General features: G+C 71.7%; 10 protein-coding genes and 1 riboswitch. Of the genes, 4 read left to right on the forward strand and 6 right to left on the reverse strand.

Features of this window, described 5'->3' with window-relative positions; genetic code table 11:
* Positions 1–12 precede the first annotated feature (12 nt).
* The 5 genes from RC2_RS05320 to RC2_RS05340 form a co-directional block, all read right to left on the reverse strand.
* Complete coding sequence (locus tag RC2_RS05320) at positions 13–918, reverse strand: ABC transporter permease (RefSeq protein ID WP_245810967.1); 906 nt, start codon at positions 916–918, stop codon at positions 13–15.
* Positions 915–1,937: an ATP-binding cassette domain-containing protein gene (locus tag RC2_RS05325; protein WP_068149937.1), complete on the reverse strand. Its 1,023-nt coding sequence runs from the start codon at positions 1,935–1,937 to the stop codon at positions 915–917. The genes RC2_RS05320 and RC2_RS05325 overlap by 4 nt, the downstream gene beginning before the upstream one ends.
* Positions 1,934–12,466 carry a non-ribosomal peptide synthetase gene (locus tag RC2_RS05330; RefSeq protein WP_072681127.1) on the reverse strand — a complete coding sequence of 3,511 codons (10,533 nt, stop codon included), beginning with the start codon at positions 12,464–12,466 and terminating at the stop codon, positions 1,934–1,936. The genes RC2_RS05325 and RC2_RS05330 overlap by 4 nt, the downstream gene beginning before the upstream one ends.
* A 230-nt stretch (positions 12,467–12,696) precedes the next feature.
* Positions 12,697–13,818, reverse strand: a complete 1,122-nt coding sequence (gene metX / locus RC2_RS05335) for a homoserine O-acetyltransferase MetX (protein WP_068152200.1) — start codon at positions 13,816–13,818, stop codon at positions 12,697–12,699.
* A 38-nt stretch (positions 13,819–13,856) separates the two neighbouring features.
* On the reverse strand, positions 13,857–15,206 hold the full coding sequence (locus tag RC2_RS05340) for a bifunctional o-acetylhomoserine/o-acetylserine sulfhydrylase (RefSeq protein ID WP_072681129.1): 1,350 nt from the start codon (positions 15,204–15,206) through the stop codon (positions 13,857–13,859).
* 241 nt (positions 15,207–15,447) lie between these two features.
* A riboswitch (SAM riboswitch) is annotated at positions 15,448–15,578 on the reverse strand.
* Between the two features lie 219 nt (positions 15,579–15,797).
* On the opposite strand from RC2_RS05340, the gene RC2_RS05345 reads away from it, so the two are divergent.
* Genes RC2_RS05345 through yhjD form a run of 4 tightly spaced genes read left to right on the forward strand, consistent with a single transcriptional unit; the run spans position 15,798 to position 19,971 of the window.
* On the forward strand, positions 15,798–17,060 hold the full coding sequence (locus tag RC2_RS05345; protein WP_371828712.1) for an MFS transporter: 1,263 nt from the start codon (positions 15,798–15,800) through the stop codon (positions 17,058–17,060).
* A 10-nt stretch (positions 17,061–17,070) separates the two neighbouring features.
* Positions 17,071–17,877 carry an exodeoxyribonuclease III gene (locus RC2_RS05350; protein WP_068152183.1) on the forward strand — a complete coding sequence of 269 codons (807 nt, stop codon included), beginning with the start codon at positions 17,071–17,073 and terminating at the stop codon, positions 17,875–17,877.
* A 43-nt stretch (positions 17,878–17,920) separates the two neighbouring features.
* The gene (gene trpS, locus RC2_RS05355; protein ID WP_068152179.1) at positions 17,921–18,958 is read left to right on the forward strand and encodes a tryptophan--tRNA ligase; all 1,038 of its coding nucleotides are present in this window, start codon (positions 17,921–17,923) and stop codon (positions 18,956–18,958) included.
* A 2-nt stretch (positions 18,959–18,960) separates the two neighbouring features.
* Positions 18,961–19,971 (forward strand): inner membrane protein YhjD, encoded by a 1,011-nt coding sequence (gene yhjD, locus RC2_RS05360; RefSeq protein ID WP_068152177.1) that lies wholly within the window; start codon positions 18,961–18,963, stop codon positions 19,969–19,971.
* Positions 19,972–19,975: 4 nt separating this feature from the next.
* Here the strand turns inward: yhjD and RC2_RS05365 are convergent, their stop codons facing one another.
* Positions 19,976–21,349: a D-alanyl-D-alanine carboxypeptidase family protein gene (locus RC2_RS05365; RefSeq protein WP_068152175.1), complete on the reverse strand. Its 1,374-nt coding sequence runs from the start codon at positions 21,347–21,349 to the stop codon at positions 19,976–19,978.
* Between the last annotated feature and the right edge of the window lie 22 nt (positions 21,350–21,371).

Below are 21,371 nucleotides of genomic sequence, written 5' to 3' on the forward strand. Positions count from 1 at the left end.
GCGCCCGCTCGCTCAGCCGTCCGAGGACCGCGACACCCGCAGCGCCACAGGGACGAGAATCGCCAACACCGCCACCGACACCAGGATCGAGTAGATCGTCGGGTGCGTCGACGCCCAGTTGATCGGTTCACGTACGGCCGGCGAGGGCGACACCGGATTCCCGAAGGCCTCGCGCGTCGATCTGGCCACCGAGGTGATGGGATTCCACTGGGCGAATGCGCGGAGCGGCCCCGGCAGCGTGGACGACGGAATGAACGCCGACGAGATGAACGTGATGGGGAACAGCACGATCATCAGCGCACTCTGGGCGCTCTCGGCCGTGCCGGCCACCAGCCCCACCACGGCGCCCAGCCACGACATCGCGAAGCCGAAGAACATGAGCAGCAGGACCGCGCCGAGGGCATCGACGACCGAGGACCGGATCCGCCACCCGACGGCGTACCCCGCCGAGATCATGACGGCGATCGAGACCACCGAGACGAGCGTGTCGGACAACGTGCGCCCCAACACGATCGACACCCGCGACATCGGCAGCGAGTGGAAGCGGTCGACGATGCCCTCCTTGCTGTCCGTCGCGAGGCCGATGGCGGTGAAGGCCGCGCTGAACACCACCGTCTGGGTGAAGATGCCGCCCATCAGGAATTCGCGGTAGGTCGGTCCGCCGAGAGCGCCGCCGAACACGTAGGAGAACAGCAACACGAACATCAGGGGCTGCACCGTCGCCCCGAGCAGCAGTTGCGGCACCCGCAGGATCGTGAGCAGGTTCCGCTGCGTCATGGTCAGGCAGTCCACGAGGAAGCTGCGGACGTTCTGCGGACGCATCGAGGGGATGAGGGGCTCCGGATCCGCCCGGCGGGCGTGCCGGGGCTCGCCGCCGGCGGCGACGGGGGTGCGAGGCTCGGCCCGGTGAACGGTCACGTCGGCCTCCCGGACCCGACCGCCTCGACGGCGCCCATCGGTTCGGCGGCCCTGCCGGTGGATTCGAAGAACACGTCGTCGAGGTCCGGGACGTTCATCCGCGCGTCGCGCACGTCCACTCCGGTGCGGTGCAGGCGGGCGAGCACCTCGACCAGCGACGCACTGGCGTGCCGACCGTCCACGGTGAACCATCCGTCCGCGACAGTGCTGCGATGAACGCGAAAGTTCATGTTGGGCAGCAGGTCCGCAGCCAGTCGGAGATCGTCCGGCCGGCTCAGGCGGACGTCGACGGTCGGGGGGCGCACGCGTTCCTTCAGTTCGGTCGGGGTGCCGCGGGCGACGACGACGCCGCGGTCGACGACGACGATCGCGTCCGCCAGCCGATCCGCCTCCTCGAGGTACTGCGTGGTGAGCAGGATGGCGGTGCCCTCGGCCTTCAGTTCGGCGACGATGTCCCACATGTCGTTGCGGCTCCGTGGATCCAGCCCGGTGGTCGGCTCGTCGAGGATGATCAGTGGCGGACGCGCGACGACCGCCCCCGCGAGGTCGAGGCGGCGCCGCATGCCACCCGAGTAGGTGGACACGGGCCGCGATCCGACGTCGTCCAGGCGGAACCTCTCGAGCAGTTGACGAGCTCGGGCGCGGGCGTCGCGAGCGCCCGCCCCGTAGAGGCGAGCGAGCATCCGCAGGTTCTCGTACCCGGTGAGTTTGTTGTCCACCGCGGCGTACTGGCCGGAGAGCCCGATCAGCCCCCGCACCCGACGGGGATCGCGGACGGCGTCCACTCCCGCGACGGTGACGGTGCCCGCGGTGGGCCGGGACAGCGTGCCGACGATGCGGACGGTGGTGGTCTTGCCGGCCCCGTTGGGACCCAGCACCGCGGTGACCTCCCCGGCCGCGGCGGTGAGGTCGATCCCGTCGAGCGCCCGGTGGGAGCCGCGCCGCGAGGTGTAGTCCTTGACCAGACCCCTGACCTCGACCGCCGCGTCGGAGGGCCGGCGCGCGTCGACGGCCGTCATCGAGTGCCGACGGTGGCGGATCGGAATCCGCCGAGCCGACGCGCGACCACGGCCAACGCCTCGGCCGATCCCATCGCGTTGTGGGCCACGTCGACGGGCGTGTCGGTGATGGAGCCCGCGACGTGCGGCCGCCACGCCCAGGGACCGAGGCCGGTGTCGGCCCCCGAGGACGTCACGGAGGTCACGGACGCCGAGAACACCTGCAGGTCACCGCCGAAACGATCCGGGGTGTGCGCGTGTCCGAGGTCGACGAACAGTCGGTACCGGGCGTGCAGACGACGCATCCGGTCCGCGTCCAGGTGTGCGGTGGGGCCGCCCACGCCGCGGATCAGCTCGATCGCACCCTCCACGTCGAGGTCGTCCGGCACCTCCGCGTCGAGCGGAACGAAGTCGCGGACCAGCGCGGCGACGGTCATCTCGGTGCGCGGCATGTCGGCCGGGATCGGATACGCGTCGAGCACGATCAGATCGACGTCCTCGCCGAGCTTCTCGAACTCCACGGCCATCGCGTGGGCCAGGAGACCACCGAGGGACCAACCCAACAGACGGTAGGGGCCCGAGGGGAACTCGCTGCGCACGACGTTGACGTAGTCACGGGCCATCTCGCCGAGGGACGCGGGTTCCGGTGCCGGCGTGGCGATTCCGCGCGCCTGGAGACCCATCACCGGCACCGAGGGATCCAGATGCGGCAGCAGTCCCGCGTAGCTCCAGGACAGGCCCACGGCCGGGTGCACGCAGACGAGCGGTGCCACGTCGTCCGCCCCGGACCGCAAGGGCAGCACCACGTCCCACGATGTGCCCGCCGGCGCGGACCGAGAGGCACGCCGCGGCGCACGGTGGTGGGAGCCGGCGGCGGGTCCCGGCGTCGGCTGCGGTGTGACGGCCGCCGGTACCGGCGGCGGTGTGACGGCCTCCCGCTCCCGGGTGTCGATTCCGTCGTCGAGCACGATCGCCTCCTGTAGTCGAGCGGACAGCGATGCCGGTGTCGCGGCATCGAAGAACCATGTGACGTCCACGGCGTCGGGGTTCACCCGGTCGCCGATGCGGTCGCGCACCAGGTCGAGGACCCGGACCGCGGCCAGCGAATTGCCGCCCAGCGCGAAGAAATCGGCGTCCGCGGGGACGTCGTCCACCCCGAGCACCTCCGCGAACGCGGCCCGGAGCATCGATTCCAGACCGAGCCCGTCGTCGGACACCGGCGCGGACACCGGCGCGGACACCGACGCGGACACCGGCGCGGGGACGGTCACCGAGACCTCGTCCGGTACCGACTTCTCCGGCACCGCCGCACCCACCGCGCGCAGAGCGACGCGGTCGACCTTGCCGTGGGTGGTCAGCGGCAGCCGGTCGTGCAGAACGATTCGGCCGGGCAGGTGCGTGCGGGGCAGCGCGGCGGCCGCGTGGTCCCGGATCGAGGTCTCGTCGGCCCCGGGTGCGCAGACGTGGGCGACGAGAACCGATCCGTCGGCGCCGGCCTCCACCAGCACCGCGGCGCCGAGGACGGCGGGGTGGCCGGTGAGCACGGCCTCGACCTCGGCGGGTTCGATACGGACACCGCGGATCTTGGTCTGCGCGTCCGAGCGTCCCAGGATCTCGAGGACGCGGGGCGCGCGGCCGACGGCGGGTCGGGTCCGCACCAGGTCGCCGGTGCGGTACATCCGGCTGCCGGATGGCCCCGCCGGGTCGGCGACGAACCGCGCCGCAGTGGCGCCGGGGCGACCGGGATAGCCGCGGGCGAGGCCGGGGCCGGCCACGTACAGCTCACCCGTCTCTCCGTCCGTCACCGCGGCCAGGGTGGGCCCGAGCACCCGGGTCTCCGTGCCCGCCACCGGCGTGCCGATGTGCGGGGCGGCACCGGGTCGCTGGACCCCCATCGTGGCGGCGACCGTCGTCTCGCTCGGTCCGTACGCGTTGACCAAGCGGTGTGTCGCGGCCCAGGTCTCGGCCACGGCGGCAGGCAGCGCCTCGCCGCCGGTGCCCACGGTGCGCACGGTGGGCACCGAGGCCGGATCGAGCAGGGCCAGGGCGGCGGGCGTCAGGAAGACCGTGTCCACCCGTTCCCGATCGATCGCCGTAGCCAGGGCCGACCCGGCGAACGCGTAGGGCGGGGCGACCACCGTTGCCGCGCCGCTGCCCACCGCGAGCAGCAGTTCGAGCACTGCGGCGTCGAAGCCGGGAGACGCGACGTGCAGGACCCGGGAGCGGTGATCGGTGTCGAACGTGGTCCGGAGAGTGGCGGCGAACCGATCCAGACCTCGGTGCGGCACCGCGACCGGCTTGGGGCGGCCGGTCGTGCCCGAGGTGTAGATCAGATACGCGACGTCGTCCATGCGAGCGGGTCGAGCCGACACCGCGGCGGGAACCGACCCGTCCCCGTCCACGGGGACGCCGGACGAGTCCAGTGACCACCACGTCACGGAGTCGGGCAACGACACCGCGTCGACCGCTCGGGTCAGGCCGAGGACGGGCGACGCGTCGCCGAGCACGTACTGCAGGCGCTCGCGCGGGTAGGTGGGATCGACCGGAAGGACGGCGGCGCCGGAGAGCGCCACACCCCAGAACGCGGTGACGGACGCAGCGGACCGGCCCATCGCGACGGCCACCACCTCGCCGGGACCGGCCCCGGCCGCCCGCAACCGGGCGGCGAGCGCATCGGCGGAGGCGAGCAGTTCGGCGTAGGTCCGGTGGCCGTCCGATGCGGAGACCGCCGGTCGGTGCGGCCGGTCCGAGGCTGCGGCCACCAGGAGGTCCGCCAGGGTGGACCCACGCTCGACGGGCGCGGCCGCGAGCTCGCCCACCGCGGTTGCCGGTGTGCTCGTTCCCCGGACCAGGACGTCGCGCACCGCGGCGGCCAGGCGACCCGCCGTGGCGGGCAGGAAGAGCTCACGGGAGAACGTCACCTCGACGTCGGCGCCTCCGTCGCGGCGCGCAATCACCGTGACGACCAGATCGAACGCCGAGAACCTCGGCGCGATCGGGAGCGCCGAGACGGTCTGCTCCCCGAGCTCGACGTGGACGGGAGGATCGGGTCGCACCGAGAGCATGATCTGCACGACGGGGTGACGCGCCGGATGACGGGGCGGATCGAGCGCGGCGACCACGTCGTCGAACGACGTCTCGGCGTGATCGAGAGCGTCGAGGTCGGCGTCGCGGACCGCGTCCACCGTCTCGGCGAACGACGACGTCCGGTCGACGGCGGTGCGCAGGACGACCGTCTCGACGGCCATACCCACCATGGTCTCCAGACCGGCGGCGTGCCGTCCGGCGTGCGGGGTGCCGATCACCACGTCGACGTGTCCGGTCTCGGTGTCGGTGCGGCTCTCCGCGGCGACGACCGCGGCGAGCGCCGCGTGGATCACCATGAACTCCGTGGCGCGGTGCTGTGTCGCGAGCGCCTGCACCGCGCGACGAGTCGACGCCGAGAGTGTGACGGTCACCGACTCCGCTCGCCCCGACGTCCGGTCGGGACGGGGGAGGTCCGGCCGGACGGCGTGTTCCGGGGCGATGCCGGCCAGACGCGTCCGCCACCAGTCGAGCGAGGCGGCCGCTCGGGTGGGCTCGAGCGCGGCGCGCCGGGCGAGGAGGTGGTCGATGTACTGGACCGGAGGACGCGTCCACTGCGGCGCGGTACCGGACGTGCGAGCCGCGTAGGCCTGCATCAGATCGCCGGTGAGGGGCACGATCGATTCACCGTCCGCAGCGATGTGGTGCACCGCGACGCCCACCACGTGTCGGTCGGCCGCCAGGTGGACGATGCAGGCGCGGACCACGGGCCCGTCGGCGAGGTCGAGGGGACGCTCGCTCAGGGCGGTGAGCGCGGCGTGCACGTCGGGATGCTCGCCGAGCGGACCCGACTCGATCTCGGGACCACCGGAGACGTCGACGACGCGCACCGGGACGTCGACGGCGTCGAGCACACGGTGGGTCGGCACGCCGCCCACCGTGGGGTAGACCGTGCGCAGCGACTCGTGACGGGCGACGACGTCGTTCAGCGACGCGATGACGGCACGGTCGTCGAGCGGTCCGGTCACGGCCAGTCCGGAGACGATGACGTACGCGGACGCGGCCGGGGTGCGGTTCGCGAACCACATCGCCAGCTGCGCCGACGACAGCGGCACCGATGCCGGTCGGTCGGGTGGATCGAGCACGGGCCGGGTCGCCGTCGTGCTGCCGATCCCGGCGAGCTCGTCGAGGGCGGCGAGACCCGCCACGGTGGGGTGCTCGAACACGGCGCGCACCGGGACGCGCACGCCGGTCCGTTCGGTGAGGGCGGCGGTGAACACGGTCGCGGACAGCGACGTCCCGCCGAGGGCGAAGAAGTCGTCGTCGACCCCGATGCGGTCGCGGCCGAGCACGGTGGCGAGGACGTCGGCGACGACCTTCTCGTCCGGCGTCGCCGGGTCGCGGTGAACGGTGGCCGCGTCGAGTGCGTCCGGCATCGGGAGGGCGGCCCGGTCGACCTTGCCGACGGGAGTCAGCGGCAGTGCGTCGACGGGAACCACGGCCGTGGGGACCATGTGTCGCGGAAGGCCCCGGCGGGCGACGGCGACGACCTGCGCGACGTCGATGTCGGCGGCGGACCCGCCGGGCGCCGGATGCACGAAGGAGACGAGCACGGTTTCGCCGGCGGGTCCCGGCGCGGTGACGGTGACGGCTCCGGCCACTCCGGGTGCCTCGGTGAGCACGGCGTCGATCTCGCCCGGCTCGATGCGCTGACCGCGGATCTTGACCTGGAAGTCGCTGCGGCCCGTGATGCGGACGTCGGGACGGCCGTGCTCGGTCGATCGCCACACGGCGAGGTCGCCGGTGCGGTACATCCGCGACCCGGGTGGGCCGAAGGGGTCGGCGACGAACCGTGCGGCCGTGAGGGCGGGACGATCGAGGTAGCCGCGGGCCAACTGCACTCCGGCCAGGTGCAGCTCGCCCTCGGTCCCCGGCGGCACGGGCACGAGGTCGCGTCCGAGCACGGTGGCCCGTACGCCGGAGACGGGGAGGCCGATGGAGACCTCGGTCCCCGCGAGATGCGGGGCGTGCGAGCAGATGGTGCTCTCGGTGGGGCCGTAGATGTCGACGATGCGGCGTCCGGGTCCCCACTCCGCGAGCAGGTCGGCCCCGAAGTTCTCCCCGCCGATGCCCAGCACGACGGGCCGGCGCAGCGGGCCGTCCCCGGCGGGCAGCGTCGACAGCACGGACGGGGTGAGGAAGGCATGCGTGACCGCGTGCTCGTCGATGATCGACGCCAGCTCGTCGCCGCCGACGACCCCGGCAGGGACGATCACCAGAGCGGCACCGGCACCGAAGGCGAGGCCCAGTTCGAGCATCGACGCGTCGAAGCTGGGGGAGGCGAACGCCAGGACACGCGCGGCGGCGTCAGCTCGGTACGCGCGCACCAGTTCCCGCGTGATGTTGGCGAAGGCGCGTCGGGTGACCTGTACGCCCTTGGGTCGGCCGGTGGTCCCCGAGGTGTAGGTGACGTAGGCGGTGCAGTCCAGGGGCACCGTCACGGCACCCCGCGCCGCCGGGACCGCGTCGGCGGACAGCAGCCCCTCGGTGGTGGTCCAGAGGAACCCGTCGCTCGGGACGTCGGCCGGATCGGAGCAGACCGCGTGGAGGGTCTTGCTGTCGCGCACCATGAAGGCCCGCCGGTCCGCGGGGTAGTCGGGATCGACGGGGACGATGCCGCCGCCGGCGCGGGCGACCGCGAGCACGGCCGCGACCGATTCGGTGGACCGGCGAACCAGGCCGATGACTCGACTGTCCGCGGAGACGCCGTTGTCCAGCAGGCGAGCCGCGCCACGCTGCACCATCGCGTCCAACTCGGCGTAGGTGGTGCGGCGGGAACCCTCGACCACGGCGATCGCGTCCGGGGTCAGCGCCGCGTGCCGCCGCACCAGTGCATCCAGCGTCCACTCGACCCCGACGGGTCGGGGTTCACGCTCCGGGGATCGCATCGGCACCGTCGCCGCGATCTCGTGCGGCAGCAGAACCGGCACGCGACCGACCGGGACGGTGAGGTCGCCCGCCATCGCGTCGACGACGGCGACGACCCGCTCGAGCAGCGCGGTCGCCGTGGCGCGGTCGTAGAGGTCGACGGCATAGGTGAGGTCCAGGCGCAGGGGTGCGCCGGGGGACTCGTCGATCACCAGCTCGAGGTCGTACTTGGCGCGGCCGGCGTCGAGGGGGAACGGTTCGAGGACGACGTCACCGACGGCCGTGCGCAGGTCGGGGGTGGTGCGCGTGGTGATCATGACGTCGAAGAGTGGGTGTCGGCCCGGCAGCCGCGGCGGGTCGACGGCGTCGATGAGCGTCTCGAACGGCAGGTCGGCCCGGGTGAGGGCGTCGAGGTCGGTCGCGCGGACGGCGGCGAGGTGCTCGCCGAGGGTGCGGTCGCCGGAGGTGGCGGTGCGCAACACCACCGAGTTGACGAACATGCCCAGGACGCCGTCGAGGTCCGCGTGGCCGCGTCCGGCGACGGCGGTGCCGACGGCGACGTCGTCCCCGGCGCCGAGTCCACGCAGAACGAGGACCAGGGCGGCGTGCACGACCATGAACCGCGAGGTGCCGGTGCGGGTGGTGAGGGCGTCGAGTGCTGCGAGTCGCCGATCCCCCATCGGGGCGGACACCACGCTGCCGCGACCGGTCGGGACGAGGGGACGGGGCCGATCGGCACCGAGTCCGGACGGCGTCGGGAGGTCGGCCACCGTGCGGGTCCACCAGGTGAGCAACGACGAGATGCGGGAGGTGGGATCGTCCGTCGATCCGAGTTCCCGTCGCTGCCACGCCGAGGCGTCGGCGTACTGCACGGCCGGAGCCGGCCATGCGGGAGCGGTGCCGACGACGCGCGCGAGGTACGCCGTCGCCAGGTCGGCGGCGAGGACGCCGAGCGACCACCCGTCGACGCAGATGTGGTGCAGCACCACGGCGAGAACGTGTCGGTCGGGCTCGGACCGGACGCGGACGATGCGTGCGCGCAACGGCAGATCCGCCGCGAGGTCGAAGGGCGTGGCCGTGGCGGGCCCCAGGGCGGCGGTGACCTCGGCGGCACGGTCCACCTCGACGTCGTCGATGTCGAGCAGGTCGGTGATCTCGGCAGCGTCTCGCACGACCTGCATCGGTCCGGTCTCGCCGTCGGCGGGAGCTCGGAACACGGTACGCAGGGATTCGTGCCGCGCGACCACGTCTCGCAGCGCCTCGCGGGCCGCGTCGGCGTCGAACGGTCCGGTGATCTGCAGGGCCAGGGGAACGTGGTACGTCGACGACGGGTGGAACTGCTCGATCCACCACAGACCGCGCTGCGCGGCCGACGCCGGTGTCGGATTTTCCCGGTCGCCGCGGCGCGGGCCCGGTCGCCGGTCGTCCGTGACGGGCTCGTCGTCGAGCCGCCGCGCGAGGCGCTCGACCGTGGCGAGGGTGAAGACGTCGCGGACGCCGACGGTGCGGCCCGACCGTTCCGTCAACTGCGCCGCGAGTCGCGTCGCCAGCAGCGAGTTCCCGCCCAGTTCGAAGAAGTGATCGGTGGCGGCCACGTCCTTCAGGTCCAGGATCTCGCCGACCACCTCGGCGACCAGAATCTCTCGCTGTGTCTCGGGCTGCCTCGTCACCGCGGTGTCGCGGGCGCGCGGCGCGGGGAGTCGCTTGCGGTCGATCTTGCCGTTCACGCCCAACGGCATGCGGTCCAGCACCGTCACCCGGTTGGGCAGCATGTACGGCGGCAGGATGCGGGCGACGGCGTCGAGGACGACGTCGGGATCGGGGTGCTCCGGACCCGCCGGACTGACGTAGGCCTCGAGCGTGCGGCGCGCTCCGACGCCGTGGACGATCGCCGCGGAGTCGCCCACGTGCGGGGCCGTCCTCAGGGCCTCCTCGATCTCGCCGAGTTCGATCCGGAAGCCGCGGACCTTGACCTGGTGGTCCCGGCGGCCGAGGTGGACGAGCGTGTCGCGGGCGGTGCGCCGCACCAGATCACCGGTGCGGTAGAGGCGGGCGCCGGATTCGAACGGGTCGGCGACGAAGCGCTCGGCGGTCAGCGCCGACCGCCCCAGATAGCCACGGGCCACCCCACCGCCGCCGATGTACAGCTCACCGACGCAGCCGGGGGCGACCGGACGGAGTGCGGCGTCGAGGACCACCGCCCGAACACCGGGGAACGGGGCGCCCAGCTCGACCTCGCGGCCGGCCTGCAACTCGCCGAAGGTGACGGCGACCGTGGTCTCCGTCGGCCCGTAGACGTTCACCATGCGGCGACCGGGACTCCACTCGTCCACCAGACTGCCCGGCACGGCGTCGCCGCCGACCCCGACGGCCGTCAGGACGCGCTGGTCCGTCATCGGCACGGTGGCCAGGGCCGACGGGGTGACGAAACCGGCGTCGACGTGGCCGGTCCGCAGGATTTCCGCCAGTTCCGTGCCCCCGTGGACTCCCGGGGGCACCACGACGAGCGTGCCGCCGGAGCCGAAGGCGAGGACCAGCTCGAGCACGGACGCGTCGAAGCCGGGGGAGACGAAGTGCATGACCCGTCGACCGGGTCGCAGACCGTGCGCGGCGATCGCTGCCGTCGCCATCGCGGCGAGGCCGCGGTGCGTCACGCCCACACCCTTGGGAGTGCCGGTGCTGCCCGAGGTGTAGACGACGTAGGCCAGATGGTCGGGCCCCGGCCGCGTGGCGTCGGACAGGTCGGGTGCGCCCGCGGCCGTGGGCGTGGCCGCGGGGACGGTCACCCACTGCACCCCGGAGGGCAGTTCGTCGACGAGGTCGGGCGAGGTGATGCCCACCGCGGCGCCGCAGTCGGCGACGATGGTGGCGATGCGATCGGCGGGCAGCGAGGGATCGACGGGAACGTGCACACCGCCGGACCGGGCCACGGCATGCACGGCGGTCACCGACAGGTGCGACCGTGGCAGGACCGACACCACCGGCACGTCGGGACCGACGCCCAGATCGAGCAGCGTGCGGGCCAGTGCATCGGACCGGCTCCGCAACTCGAGGCGGGTCAGCGAGACCCGGCCGTCGACGACGGCGAGGCCGCGGGCGTCCACGGTGTCGGCGCGGGAGAGCAGATCCGCGAACGTCGCGAACGCGGGTGGGACCGCCCGCGGCGTCGACCACGCGAGGGCGACGGGCTCCCCGTCGCCGAGCATGGGCAGCGAGCGCACCTCGGTCTCGGCGTCGCTCGTGCAGAACTCCACGAGGAACCGCGCGAAGCGCTCGCTGTGCAGCACCAGGTCGTCCGCCGTGTACAGCGCCGGGTTGGCCTCGAGGTCGACGCGCAGCCGCCCGGTGGCGCGGTTCTCGTGCACGGTGACGGCGATGTCGGCCGTCGGCCCGGACGTGAGCAGGTCGAGATCGGCCGGTACGTCCCCGAGCACGATGCGCTCGCCGAACAGCATGAGATTGATGGTGGGTCCGAGCGTCACCCCCGTGAGGCCGAGCAGATCCGCGATCTCGGAAGCGGGGAGCAGTTGGTGCCGCAGGGCGCCGCTGACCCGGTGTCCGGTCTCGGTGATCACCTCGCCCACGGTGCGTCCACCGCCGCACGTCACCCCGACGGGAACCGCGTTGGCCGTCATGCACGCGGACTCCCGCATCCACGACGTCACCCGTGCCGCCATCGGCAGGGTCACCACCACGTCCGCGGAGTCCGTCGCGCGGGCCAGGAACGTCGCGAACGCCGCCGTCACGACGACGCCGAGCGTGGTGGAGAAGCGGTTCACCGCGTCGCGAACCGCGCGGTCGGCCGCGGTGCCCAGGAGGGTGTCGCACCGGTGGTTGTAGGCCGACGGCGGCGCGGTGCGACCGGCGAGCGACACCGGATCGCCCAGGGTGGGTCCGACGCCGGCCCAGTAGGTCCGGTCCTTCGCGTGTCGAGGCGAGGATCGGTAGGCCCGTTCGGCCTCGACGAACGCACGGGGGTGGCGGGCGCGGGACGGGGGTGGCGTCCGTCCCGCGAGGAGGGCGTTGTAGACCTCCGACGTGCGCGCGGCGGCCACGGTGGCGCCGTACCCGTCGATGGCGACGTGATGACCGCGGGCGTACCAGTAGTGGTGGTTCGGGCCGAGGGTGATGATCGCCGTGTAGCCGAGCGATTCGGTGTACATGTCCACCGGGCGGGTGAACTCGGTCATCAGCTCCGCCGCCGCCTCGGCGGGATCGGGCTCGTCGCGGACGTCGATGTGATCGAGATCCATGTCCATGACCGCATGGTCGAGGCGTTGACGCACCGTGGGAGTGGGTGGGTTCGTGCCGTCGGACCCGGAAGCCCCGGAAGCGTCACCGTCGGTGACGAGCGTGGTGAGCATCGACCCCGTGTCGACGGTGGCGATGCGCATGGCGCGCTCGAGCAGCTCGATGTCGACGGCGCCACGGATCTCCATGTAGTGCGCGACCGCGAAGGTGACGTCGGGGTTGAGCTCCTGCAGCAACCACATGTCGCGCTGTGCCGTCGTCAGTTCGAAGGTCTCCTCGAACTCGGCGTCGGGCTCGTCGGGCCACTCGCTCGGCGCGCGGTCGACTCCCGGCCCACCCTCCGTCATCGACTTCCCCCCGGCGCTCGCGATCGACACAGCACGGCGGGCGCGCTGCGAACCTCACGCTAACAAACCGGAAGACTGCTTCATGGACAATAAGACTGTCCCGGAGTACGGTCTGTGACGTGTGACAGATCGGTACGACCGGAACGGGACGTCGATGTCGGCGCGGTGCCGATGAACCGAGTGAATCCGCCGATGAACCGAGTGAATCCGCCGATGGACCGAGTGAATACTCAGCGGGGCGACGGTGCGGAGGACAGCGCCTCGTCCGCCAACGCCATCGTGGCGATCAACAACGTGGAGACCGCGTCCGGCTCGGTGAGGAATCCGTCGTGGCCGTCGCGCGACTCGATGATGCGCAGCCCGTCGCACGACGGGATCAGGTCGGCGATCTCCTGCTGCTGGCGAAGCGGGTAGAGCCGGTCGGAGTCGACGCCGGCCACCACGACCGGTGTTCGTACGGAGCGCAGGGCGGCGTCCACTCCGCCGCGCCCGCGGCCGACGTCGTGACGATTCATGGCCTCGGTGAGCACCGCGTAGCTTCCGGCGTCGAATCGACGGACCAGTTTGTCGGCCTGATGCTCGAGATAGCTCTGCACCGCGTAGCGCCCCCCGTCGCGCGCGTCCTCGTTGCTCTGCGAGGAGTTGCCGAAGCGCGTGTCGAGTTCGTGTTCCGTCCGGTAGGTCAGATGGGCGATGCGCCGCGCGATCGCGAGGCCGTGCTCGGGCGCGGTGCCCGCGGCGAGGTAGTCGCCGCCGTGCCAGTCGCGATCCCCGGTGATCGCGGCGATCTGGGTGGTCTGGGTGCCGATCTGGTCCGCCGAGGCACGGGCGCCGACGGCGAGAACGAGAGCGGCGGCGACGCGGTCCGGATGCCCGACCACCCATTCGAGCGTCCGCATTCCGCCCATCGAGCCACCGACCACCGCGGCGAAGCGGTCGACGCCGACCACGTCCGCGAAGAGGCGCTCCGCCTCGACCTGGTCACGGATCGAGATCGCCGGGAAGCGTGACCCCCAGAAGCCGCCGTCGGGATGCGGAGACGACGGGCCGGTGCTGCCCGAACAGCCACCGAGAACGTTGGTGGCGACGACGCACCACCGGTCGGTGTCCAGCGGCGCACCCGGCCCGACCATCCCGGTCCACCACCCGGGGGACAGGTGACCGTCGCCGGCCGGCCCGGTGACGTGGGAGTCGCCGGTCAGCGCGTGCTCGACCAGGACGACGTTGGACCGGTCGGCGTTCGTCTCGCCCCATCGCTGGACGGCGAGAACCACGTCGGGAACGACGGTCCCGCTCTCGAGGACGACGTCGCCGACGGGAACGAGACCCACCTGCCCGTCCGGCGGCGGCAGGGTCGCCGCCGGACGAGCAGGTGATCGAACATCGAGTGTCAAGAGGCGGCCCGGAAACCCTTCTCCAGATCGGCGAGGATGTCGTCCAGCCCCTCGATACCCACGGCCAGGCGAACCAGGCCGGGCGTGACGCCGGACGCCAGCTGCTCCTCGGGAGTCAGCTGCGAGTGCGTCGTCGACGCCGGGTGGATGACGAGGGAGCGCACGTCACCGATGTTAGCGACATGGCTGTGCAGTTCCAGCGCGTCGACGAAGCGCTTGCCCGCGTCGATCCCGCCGGCCAACTCGAAGGCCACGATGGCGCCGGCGCCGCGCGGCGCCAGTTCGCGGCCTCGCTGGTACCAGGGGGACGACTCGAGGCCGGCGTAGGCCACCGAGGTGACCTCGGAGCGACCCTCCAGGAACGTCGCGACGGCGGTCGCGTTCTGCACGTGCCGTTCCATCCGAAGGCTCAGCGTCTCGATGCCCTGCCCGATGAGGAAGGCGTTGAACGGCGAGACGGCCGCCCCGAGATCGCGGAGCAACTGCACGCGGGCCTTGAGGGCGTACGCGGGCGCGCCCAGATCGGCGAAGACCACGCCGTGGTAGCTGGGGTCGGGCGTCGTGAAGTTCGCGAACCGGCCCTGCGTCCAGTCGAAGGTGCCGCCGTCGACGATGACGCCGGCGATGGCGGTGCCGTGGCCGCCGAGGTACTTCGTCGCGGAGTGGACGACGATGTCCGCGCCGTGCTTCAGCGGCTGGATGAGATACGGGGTCGCGACGGTGTTGTCGACGATCAGCGGGATGCCGTGCCGGTGCGCGACCTCGGAAACGCCGGGGATGTCGAAGATGTCGTTCTTCGGGTTCGAGATGGTCTCCCCGTAGAACGCCTTGGTCTCCGGCCGAACCTCGCGTTCCCAGGAGGCGGGGTCGTCCGGATCCTCCACGAAGGACACGGTGATACCGAGCTTCGGGAGGGTGTAGTGGAAGAGGTTGTACGTCCCGCCGTACAGGCGGGGGCTCGACACCACGTGATCGCCGGACTCGGCGATGTTGAGGATCGCGAGGGATTCCGCGGCCTGACCCGAGGACACGAGCAGTGCCGCGACGCCGCCCTCGAGGGACGCGATGCGCTGCTCGACGACGTCCTGCGTCGGGTTCATGATGCGGGTGTAGATGTTGCCGGGCTCGGCCAGGCCGAACAGCGCCGCGGCGTGGTCGGTGCTGTCGAAGGTGTACGACGTGGTCTGGTAGATCGGCAGGGCACGGGCGTGGGTGGTGACGTCGGGGACCTGGCCGACGTGGACCTGCTTGGTCTCGAAGCTCCAGTTCAGAGCCGGATCCTCGACGGGGGCGCCGGTGGCGTCGACGACGTCGGTACCGGTGGCATCGGGAGTCTGGTCGGTCATGTGTTCTCGTGCTCCTCGTGAAGGACGTGCTGGGTGGGCGACTCGCCTCGGCAGACACTGCGGCCGCGGGGCGAATCGGGCACCCGTGAGCAGACCGCGGAGGCGAACCGAATTCGTGGGAACGAAAAGTCGGGGCCTATCGCGGACTACGACACATGGGAGTACCTCCGAGGGGCCACCGTGCTCGGTGGCCGGTCGCGGACCGGCGGTGCCGGCCCTTGTCGGTGGGCCCGAGAACACGGACCCGCGCTTGCCATCGACCGTCGCGCGTGTTGCGCGGGGCCGAGTAACCCGGTCATCACCCGGGGCACCCCACCGCGGCTGGAGGGTTGCCGGCCAGCTAGCCGGGGCTGACAGCTGGCGCTCATGACCTTGTCGCAAATCGTAGCGGGTGTGCCGGTGCGGTGTCCCGCACCACCCCCGCTGCGGTGAGGGTGCGCCATCTCACGGTCCTTCGACTGGCGAACGACCGGAGTCGGCGAGCACACTGGTCGCTTCCGATCCACACGGTCGTGAGGGTCGTTCTGAATCGATCCAGCACCCGGTTCGGTCGACCCCGTTCACCCGACCCCGTCGAGAAGGACCGCTGCCATGACACCCCCCTCCGTCGCCGTGCTGACGGCCGACGCGTTCCCGACGACCGACGTGGAGGCCGCGCGCTTCCGGCGGCGTCGCCGCACCGGCGCGATGCTCGCGTTGGCGCTCGGCGGGTTCGGCATCGGCACGACGGAGTTCGTGTCGATGGGCCTGCTTCCCGAGATGGCCACCAGCATGGCGGTGTCCGAGCCGACGGCGGGCCACCTCGTCTCCGCGTACGCGCTCGGGGTGGTGGTCGGAGCGCCGCTCATCGCCGCGCTGGCCGCGCGGGTGCCGCGCCGGCTGCTGCTGCTCGCGCTGATGGTGGCGTTCACGGCGGGCAACCTCGGCACCGTCTTCGCGCCGAGCTTCCACGAACTGATGGCGTCCCGATTCGTCGCCGGCCTCCCGCACGGGGCCTACTTCGGCGTCGCCGCCCTGGTGGCCGCGCACCTCGCGGAGCCGGGCAAGCGCGCGCGGTCCGTCGCACTGGTGATGATGGGACTGTCGGTGGCCAACGTCGTGGGCGTGCCCGCGGCCACGTGGATGGGACAAGCCGTCGGGTGGCGCAGCGCGTTCGCCGTCGTCGCCGTGATCGGCGTGCTCACCGTCGCGGCGCTCGCCGTGTGGTTGCCGCGGCTCGATGCCATGCCGACCACCGACACCCGCACCGAGCTCGGGGCGTTCCGTCGCCCGCAGGTGCTGTTGACGCTGCTGGTGGGGATGGTCGGCTTCGGCGGCATGTTCGCCGTCTACACCTACATCGCGACGACGCTGACCGACGTGACCGGTCTGAGCAAGGCTGCGGTGCCTCTCGGCCTCGCGATCTACGGACTCGGCATGGTGGTGGGCAACTACCTCGGTGGGTGGTTGGCCGACCGCATGCTCGTGCGCGGACTGTTCGTCGCCATGACGGCGGTGGCGGTCGTGCTCGCAGGCTTCGTCGTGACCGCTCACCACCCGGTGACGGCCCTCGTCACGGTGTTCCTCATCGCCGCGGCCGGGTCGTCGATCGTGCCGGGGCTGCAGACGCGGCTGATGGACGTCGCCGCCGACGCACAGACGCTGGCGGCGTCGATGAACCACGCGGCGTTCAACTTCGCCAACGCCCTCGGCGCGGCCGTGGGCGGCGCCGTCATCGGAGCCGGACTGGGCTACACCGCGCCCGCCGCGGTCGGAGCGGGTCTCGCGGTGGCAGGACTGGTCGTCCTGAGCGTGTCGGTGACGCTGGACAAGCGCGCACGACCGGCCGCGGTCGTGTCCCCGGCCGCCCGTTAACCTCGTCGCCGTGTCTCGCACCGTCACCACCGTCAACGTCAACGGCGTTCGCGCCGCCGTCCGCAAGGGCATGCTCGACTGGCTCGCGACCTCGTCCGCGGACGTGGTCTGCCTACAGGAGACGCGGGCGACGGATGCGGAACTGCGTGCGTGCCTCGACGGCATCGCCGACGTCTGGTCCATCGTGTCGGCAGAGCCGTCGGCGAAGGGCCGCAACGGCGTCGCGATTCTCTCGCGGGTTCCGTCCGTGTCGTCCCGGATCGGCTTCGACGAGGAGTTCGCGGAGTCGGGTCGCTACCTCGAGGCGCGGTTCGCGGCCACCGACGTCGACCCGGCGCTGACCGTCGCCAGCCTGTATCTCCCGTCGGGCGAGGTGAACACCGAACGGCAGGACGTGAAGGAACGGTTCATGGCGTCGTTCGCGCACCACCTGGCCGACCTCGCGAAGTCGGGCGAGCACGTGATCGTCGGTGGGGACTGGAACATCGCCCACACCGAGCGAGATCTGAAGAATTGGAAGGGCAACCGCACCAAGTCGGGGTTCCTGCCGTCGGAGCGGGAGTGGCTCGACGCCCTCGTCGGTGACGACGGAGCGTGGGTGGACGTGGTGCGCACCCTGCATCCGGACGTCGACGGCCCGTACAGCTGGTGGTCGTACCGCGGCAAGGCGTTCGACAACGACGCCGGGTGGCGCATCGACTATCAGATGGCCACCCGCGACGTCGCGGACCGAGCGAAGGACGCCGTCGTCGAGCGCGCGGAGACCTACGACCAGCGGTGGTCCGACCACGCGCCGGTCACCGTCGTCTACCGCTGACCCCCGTTCCGTCGACTCGGCCGTCTGATTGAATCTGTAGACCATGACCACCGCACTCGGGACCGACGCCCCCACCCGGAAGGACCGTGTCCTGTCGGGCATCCAGCCCACCGCGGACTCCTTCCATCTGGGGAACTACCTCGGCGCCGTCCGTCAGTGGGTCGACCTGCAGGACGAGTACGACGCGTTCTACTTCATTCCGGACCTGCACGCCATCACGCTGCCGCAGGATCCGAAGGACCTGCGCACGCGCACGCGTCGCGCGGCGGCGCAGCTCCTCGCGGTCGGTATCGACCCCGCGCGGTCCACGCTGTTCGTGCAGTCGCACGTGCCGGAGCACGCGCAGTTGGCGTGGGTGCTCAACTGCCTCACCGGGTTCGGCGAGGCCGGCCGGATGACCCAGTTCAAGGACAAGTCCGCGCGTCAGGGCAGCGACCACACGTCGGTGGGACTGTTCACCTACCCGATTCTGCAGGCGGCGGACATCCTGCTCTATCGCCCCCAGCGGGTGCCCGTCGGCGAGGACCAGCGTCAGCATCTCGAGCTGACGCGAGATCTGGCGCAGCGCTTCAACTCTCGGTACAAGAAGACGTTCGTCGTGCCCGAGGCGCACATCGTCACCGGCATCGCGAAGATCTACGACCTGCAGGAACCCACCGCCAAGATGAGCAAGTCCGCGGCCACGCCGGCGGGGCGCATCGAGATTCTGGACGATCCGGCGGTGTCCGCCAAGCGTATTCGGTCGGCGGTCACCGACACCGAGCGCGAGATCGTGTACGACGTGGCGCGCAAGCCCGGAGTGAGCAATCTGTTGGTGATCCAGTCCGCGCTCACCGGGACCCCGATCCCGACGTTGGTGGACGGGTACGTCGGCAAGGGGTACGGAGACCTCAAGTCCGACACGGCGGATGCGGTGGCGGAGTTCGTCACGCCGGTTCGTCGAGCCTTCGACGAGTACGTCGGTGACCCGGCAGAACTCGATCGAATCCTGGCCGTGGGCGCGGAGCGCGCTCGGGAGATCGCTGCGAAGACGCTGGCGCAGGTGTACGACAGAGTGGGATTCCTACCACCGAGAGGCTGACCATGCCCGACGTTGCGGCGATCGTCGAACGGCGACGAGCGGAGTGGCCCTGGTTCGACCACCTCGCCCGCGCGGGTGCGGTCTACCAGAAGCAGAAGGGCGACTACTACGCCGCGGGCATCACGTACTTCAGTGTGCTGTCGCTGTTCCCGCTGCTCATGGTGGCGTTCGCGGTGGTGGGCTTCGTCCTGAGCGCGCGGCCCGATCTGCTGACGGAACTGCAGTCGCAGATCGCGGAGAACGTCCCGGGAAGCTTCGGCGACACGATCAACGATCTCGTGGCGACGGCCGTCGAGTCGCGGACCAGTGTGGGTGTGCTGGGCCTGCTCGGTGCGCTGTACGCCGGTCTCGGGTGGACCGCGAACCTGCGGGACGCGCTCACGGCCATGTGGGAGACGACGCACGACGGCGGGTCGTTCCTGGGCACCAAGATTCGCGATCTGGGGGCCCTGGTGGGGCTGGGTGTCGCGCTGGTGGTCTCGCTCGGGCTGTCGGCGATCGCCAGCGGCTCCGTCGTTCCGGCTTTGTTGGCGGCGGTCGGCCTCGACCACGTTCCCGGCGTCGGGGTCGCCGTGCAGATCGTGTCGATTTTGCTGGCGGTCGCGGCCACGTGGGCACTCTTCGTGTGGGTGATCGCCAGGCTGCCGCGAGAGCCGGTGACGGTGCGCAGCGCCGCGCGTGCCGCCCTCATGGCGGCAGTGGTGTTCGAGGTGTTCAAGCAACTCGGAGCCGTGTACCTGGAGCGCGTGACATCCGGGCCGGCCGGGGTGACGTTCGGTCCGATCATCGGCATTCTCGTGTTCGCCTTCGTCACCTCGCGGTTCCTGCTGTTCTCGACGGCATGGGCGGCGACCAGTCGGGACAACCGCGCTCTCGCGCCCGCCCCGGTGCCCGAGGCGGCGGTCATCGCGCCGACCGTCGTCGTCCGCGAGGGCGTCTCGCCCGTCGGAGTCGCGGCCGTGGTCGGCGCCGCAGTCGTCGCGGTGCTCGGTCTGGGCCGGCGCCGGCGCTGACCGTTCAGCGTCGAGAGAGCCTGCGCGCCAACAGAATCAACCCCACCACGACGATGCCCCCGAGCACGCCCACTCCGAGGCGAACGGTGCCGTCGGCCGAATCGTCGACGCCCGGATAGGAGCCTCCGGAGGGTGCGGCGAGGGCACTGTCGGCTCCGTCGTCGGCCGGATCCGATGGTGCCGCCCGCGTCGCCGACGGGTCGCCGGCGTCGTCCGGTGCCGCGTCCGTGCCCCCGCTCAGGGTGCCGACGGTCGCGTCCGGTTGGGCGAAGCCGAAGTCGAGCAGCCGTGCCGCCTGCTCCCATGGACGGATCGGCAGGACGTCGGCGGCCATCAACGAGACCACGAGGCGCCGACCGTCTCGTTCGGCCGCCCCGACGAACGTCTGGCGGGCGTCGTCGGTGTAGCCGTTCTTGCCGCCGAGCGTGCCGGGGTAGCGGAACAGCAAGGCGTTGTCGCTGGCCAGGGTGAACCCGGGGCGGTCCTCGTTCAGCGGGAGGTCGGGGTTCACCGGTACCCCGGGCTGGTCGGGTCGCGACGGGTTGTCCGGCTTGGCCGGGTCCTTCGGATACCCCGGGAACGGGACTTCCTCCGCCGCGAGCAGTTCGGCGAAGCGCGGGTCCGCCATGGCGGCCCGGAAGATCACGGCCAGGTCGTAGGCGGAGCTGGACATACCGGGTCCGTCCAGACCCGACGGTGTCGCGGTCCGAGTGTCCAGGGCGCCGAGGTCGCGGGCTCGATCGTTCATCGCTTCCACCGCACGGGCGGTGCCGCCGAGTTGCCCGGCGATGGCGTGGGCGGCGTCGTTGCCCGACGCCATCACCAGGCCCTGCAGCAACTGGCGCACGGTGTAGACGCCGCCCTTGCCCAGTCCGACCGCGCTGCCCTCGGTCTCGGCGTCCTCCGCGGTCGCCGTCACACGCGTGTCGAGGTCCAGAGTGTCGAGCGCCACGAGTGCGAGGAGAACCTTGATGGTGCTCGCCGGTCGATAGCGACCGTGGGGATCCTTGGCGGCGATGACCGCCCCGGTGTCCAGGTCGGAGACCGTCCAGGCCGTCGCCGAGATGTCGGCGGGGACGGGTGGTGCGCCGTCGGCGACGATCACGCCGCAGTCGCCCAGGGAGTTTCCTCCGACGGGGGTGTTCGGCACCGGCACCGGGGCGGGTGCGGTCGACCCCGGAGCCGGGACCTCGGACGCGTCGATGGCGGGCGGCGGCGTCTCGCGGTGGGGGCACGAGTCTGTACCGGGGGTGGCGAACGGTGTGGTGGTCGGCGGGGCCACCGGTTGGGCCGCTGCGGGCTGGGCCGCTACGGGTGTGCCGAGCGCCGTGAGGGCGCCGAGTGCGAGTGCCGCGATCAGCCGTCGATACGTGGTCATCGTCGTCGAGCGTAGGTGCCGA

The sequence above is a fragment of the Rhodococcoides corynebacterioides NBRC 14404 genome, assembly GCF_001894765.1.
Taxonomy (GTDB): domain Bacteria; phylum Actinomycetota; class Actinomycetes; order Mycobacteriales; family Mycobacteriaceae; genus Rhodococcoides; species Rhodococcoides corynebacterioides.

What these genes read in the sequence shown, in the direction of transcription:
- RC2_RS05325 (WP_068149937.1), bottom strand. Translation starts at nt 1,937, where the DNA reads ATGACGGCCGTCGACGCGCGCCGGCCCTCCGACGCGGCGGTCGAGGTC.
- RC2_RS05330 (WP_072681127.1), bottom strand. Translation starts at nt 12,466, where the DNA reads ATGACGGAGGGTGGGCCGGGAGTCGACCGCGCGCCGAGCGAGTGGCCC.
- RC2_RS05340 (WP_072681129.1), bottom strand. Translation starts at nt 15,206, where the DNA reads ATGACCGACCAGACTCCCGATGCCACCGGTACCGACGTCGTCGACGCC.
- RC2_RS05345 (WP_371828712.1), top strand. Translation starts at nt 15,798, where the DNA reads ATGACACCCCCCTCCGTCGCCGTGCTGACGGCCGACGCGTTCCCGACG.
- trpS (WP_068152179.1), top strand. Translation starts at nt 17,921, where the DNA reads ATGACCACCGCACTCGGGACCGACGCCCCCACCCGGAAGGACCGTGTC.
- yhjD (WP_068152177.1), top strand. Translation starts at nt 18,961, where the DNA reads ATGCCCGACGTTGCGGCGATCGTCGAACGGCGACGAGCGGAGTGGCCC.
- RC2_RS05365 (WP_068152175.1), bottom strand. Translation starts at nt 21,349, where the DNA reads ATGACCACGTATCGACGGCTGATCGCGGCACTCGCACTCGGCGCCCTC.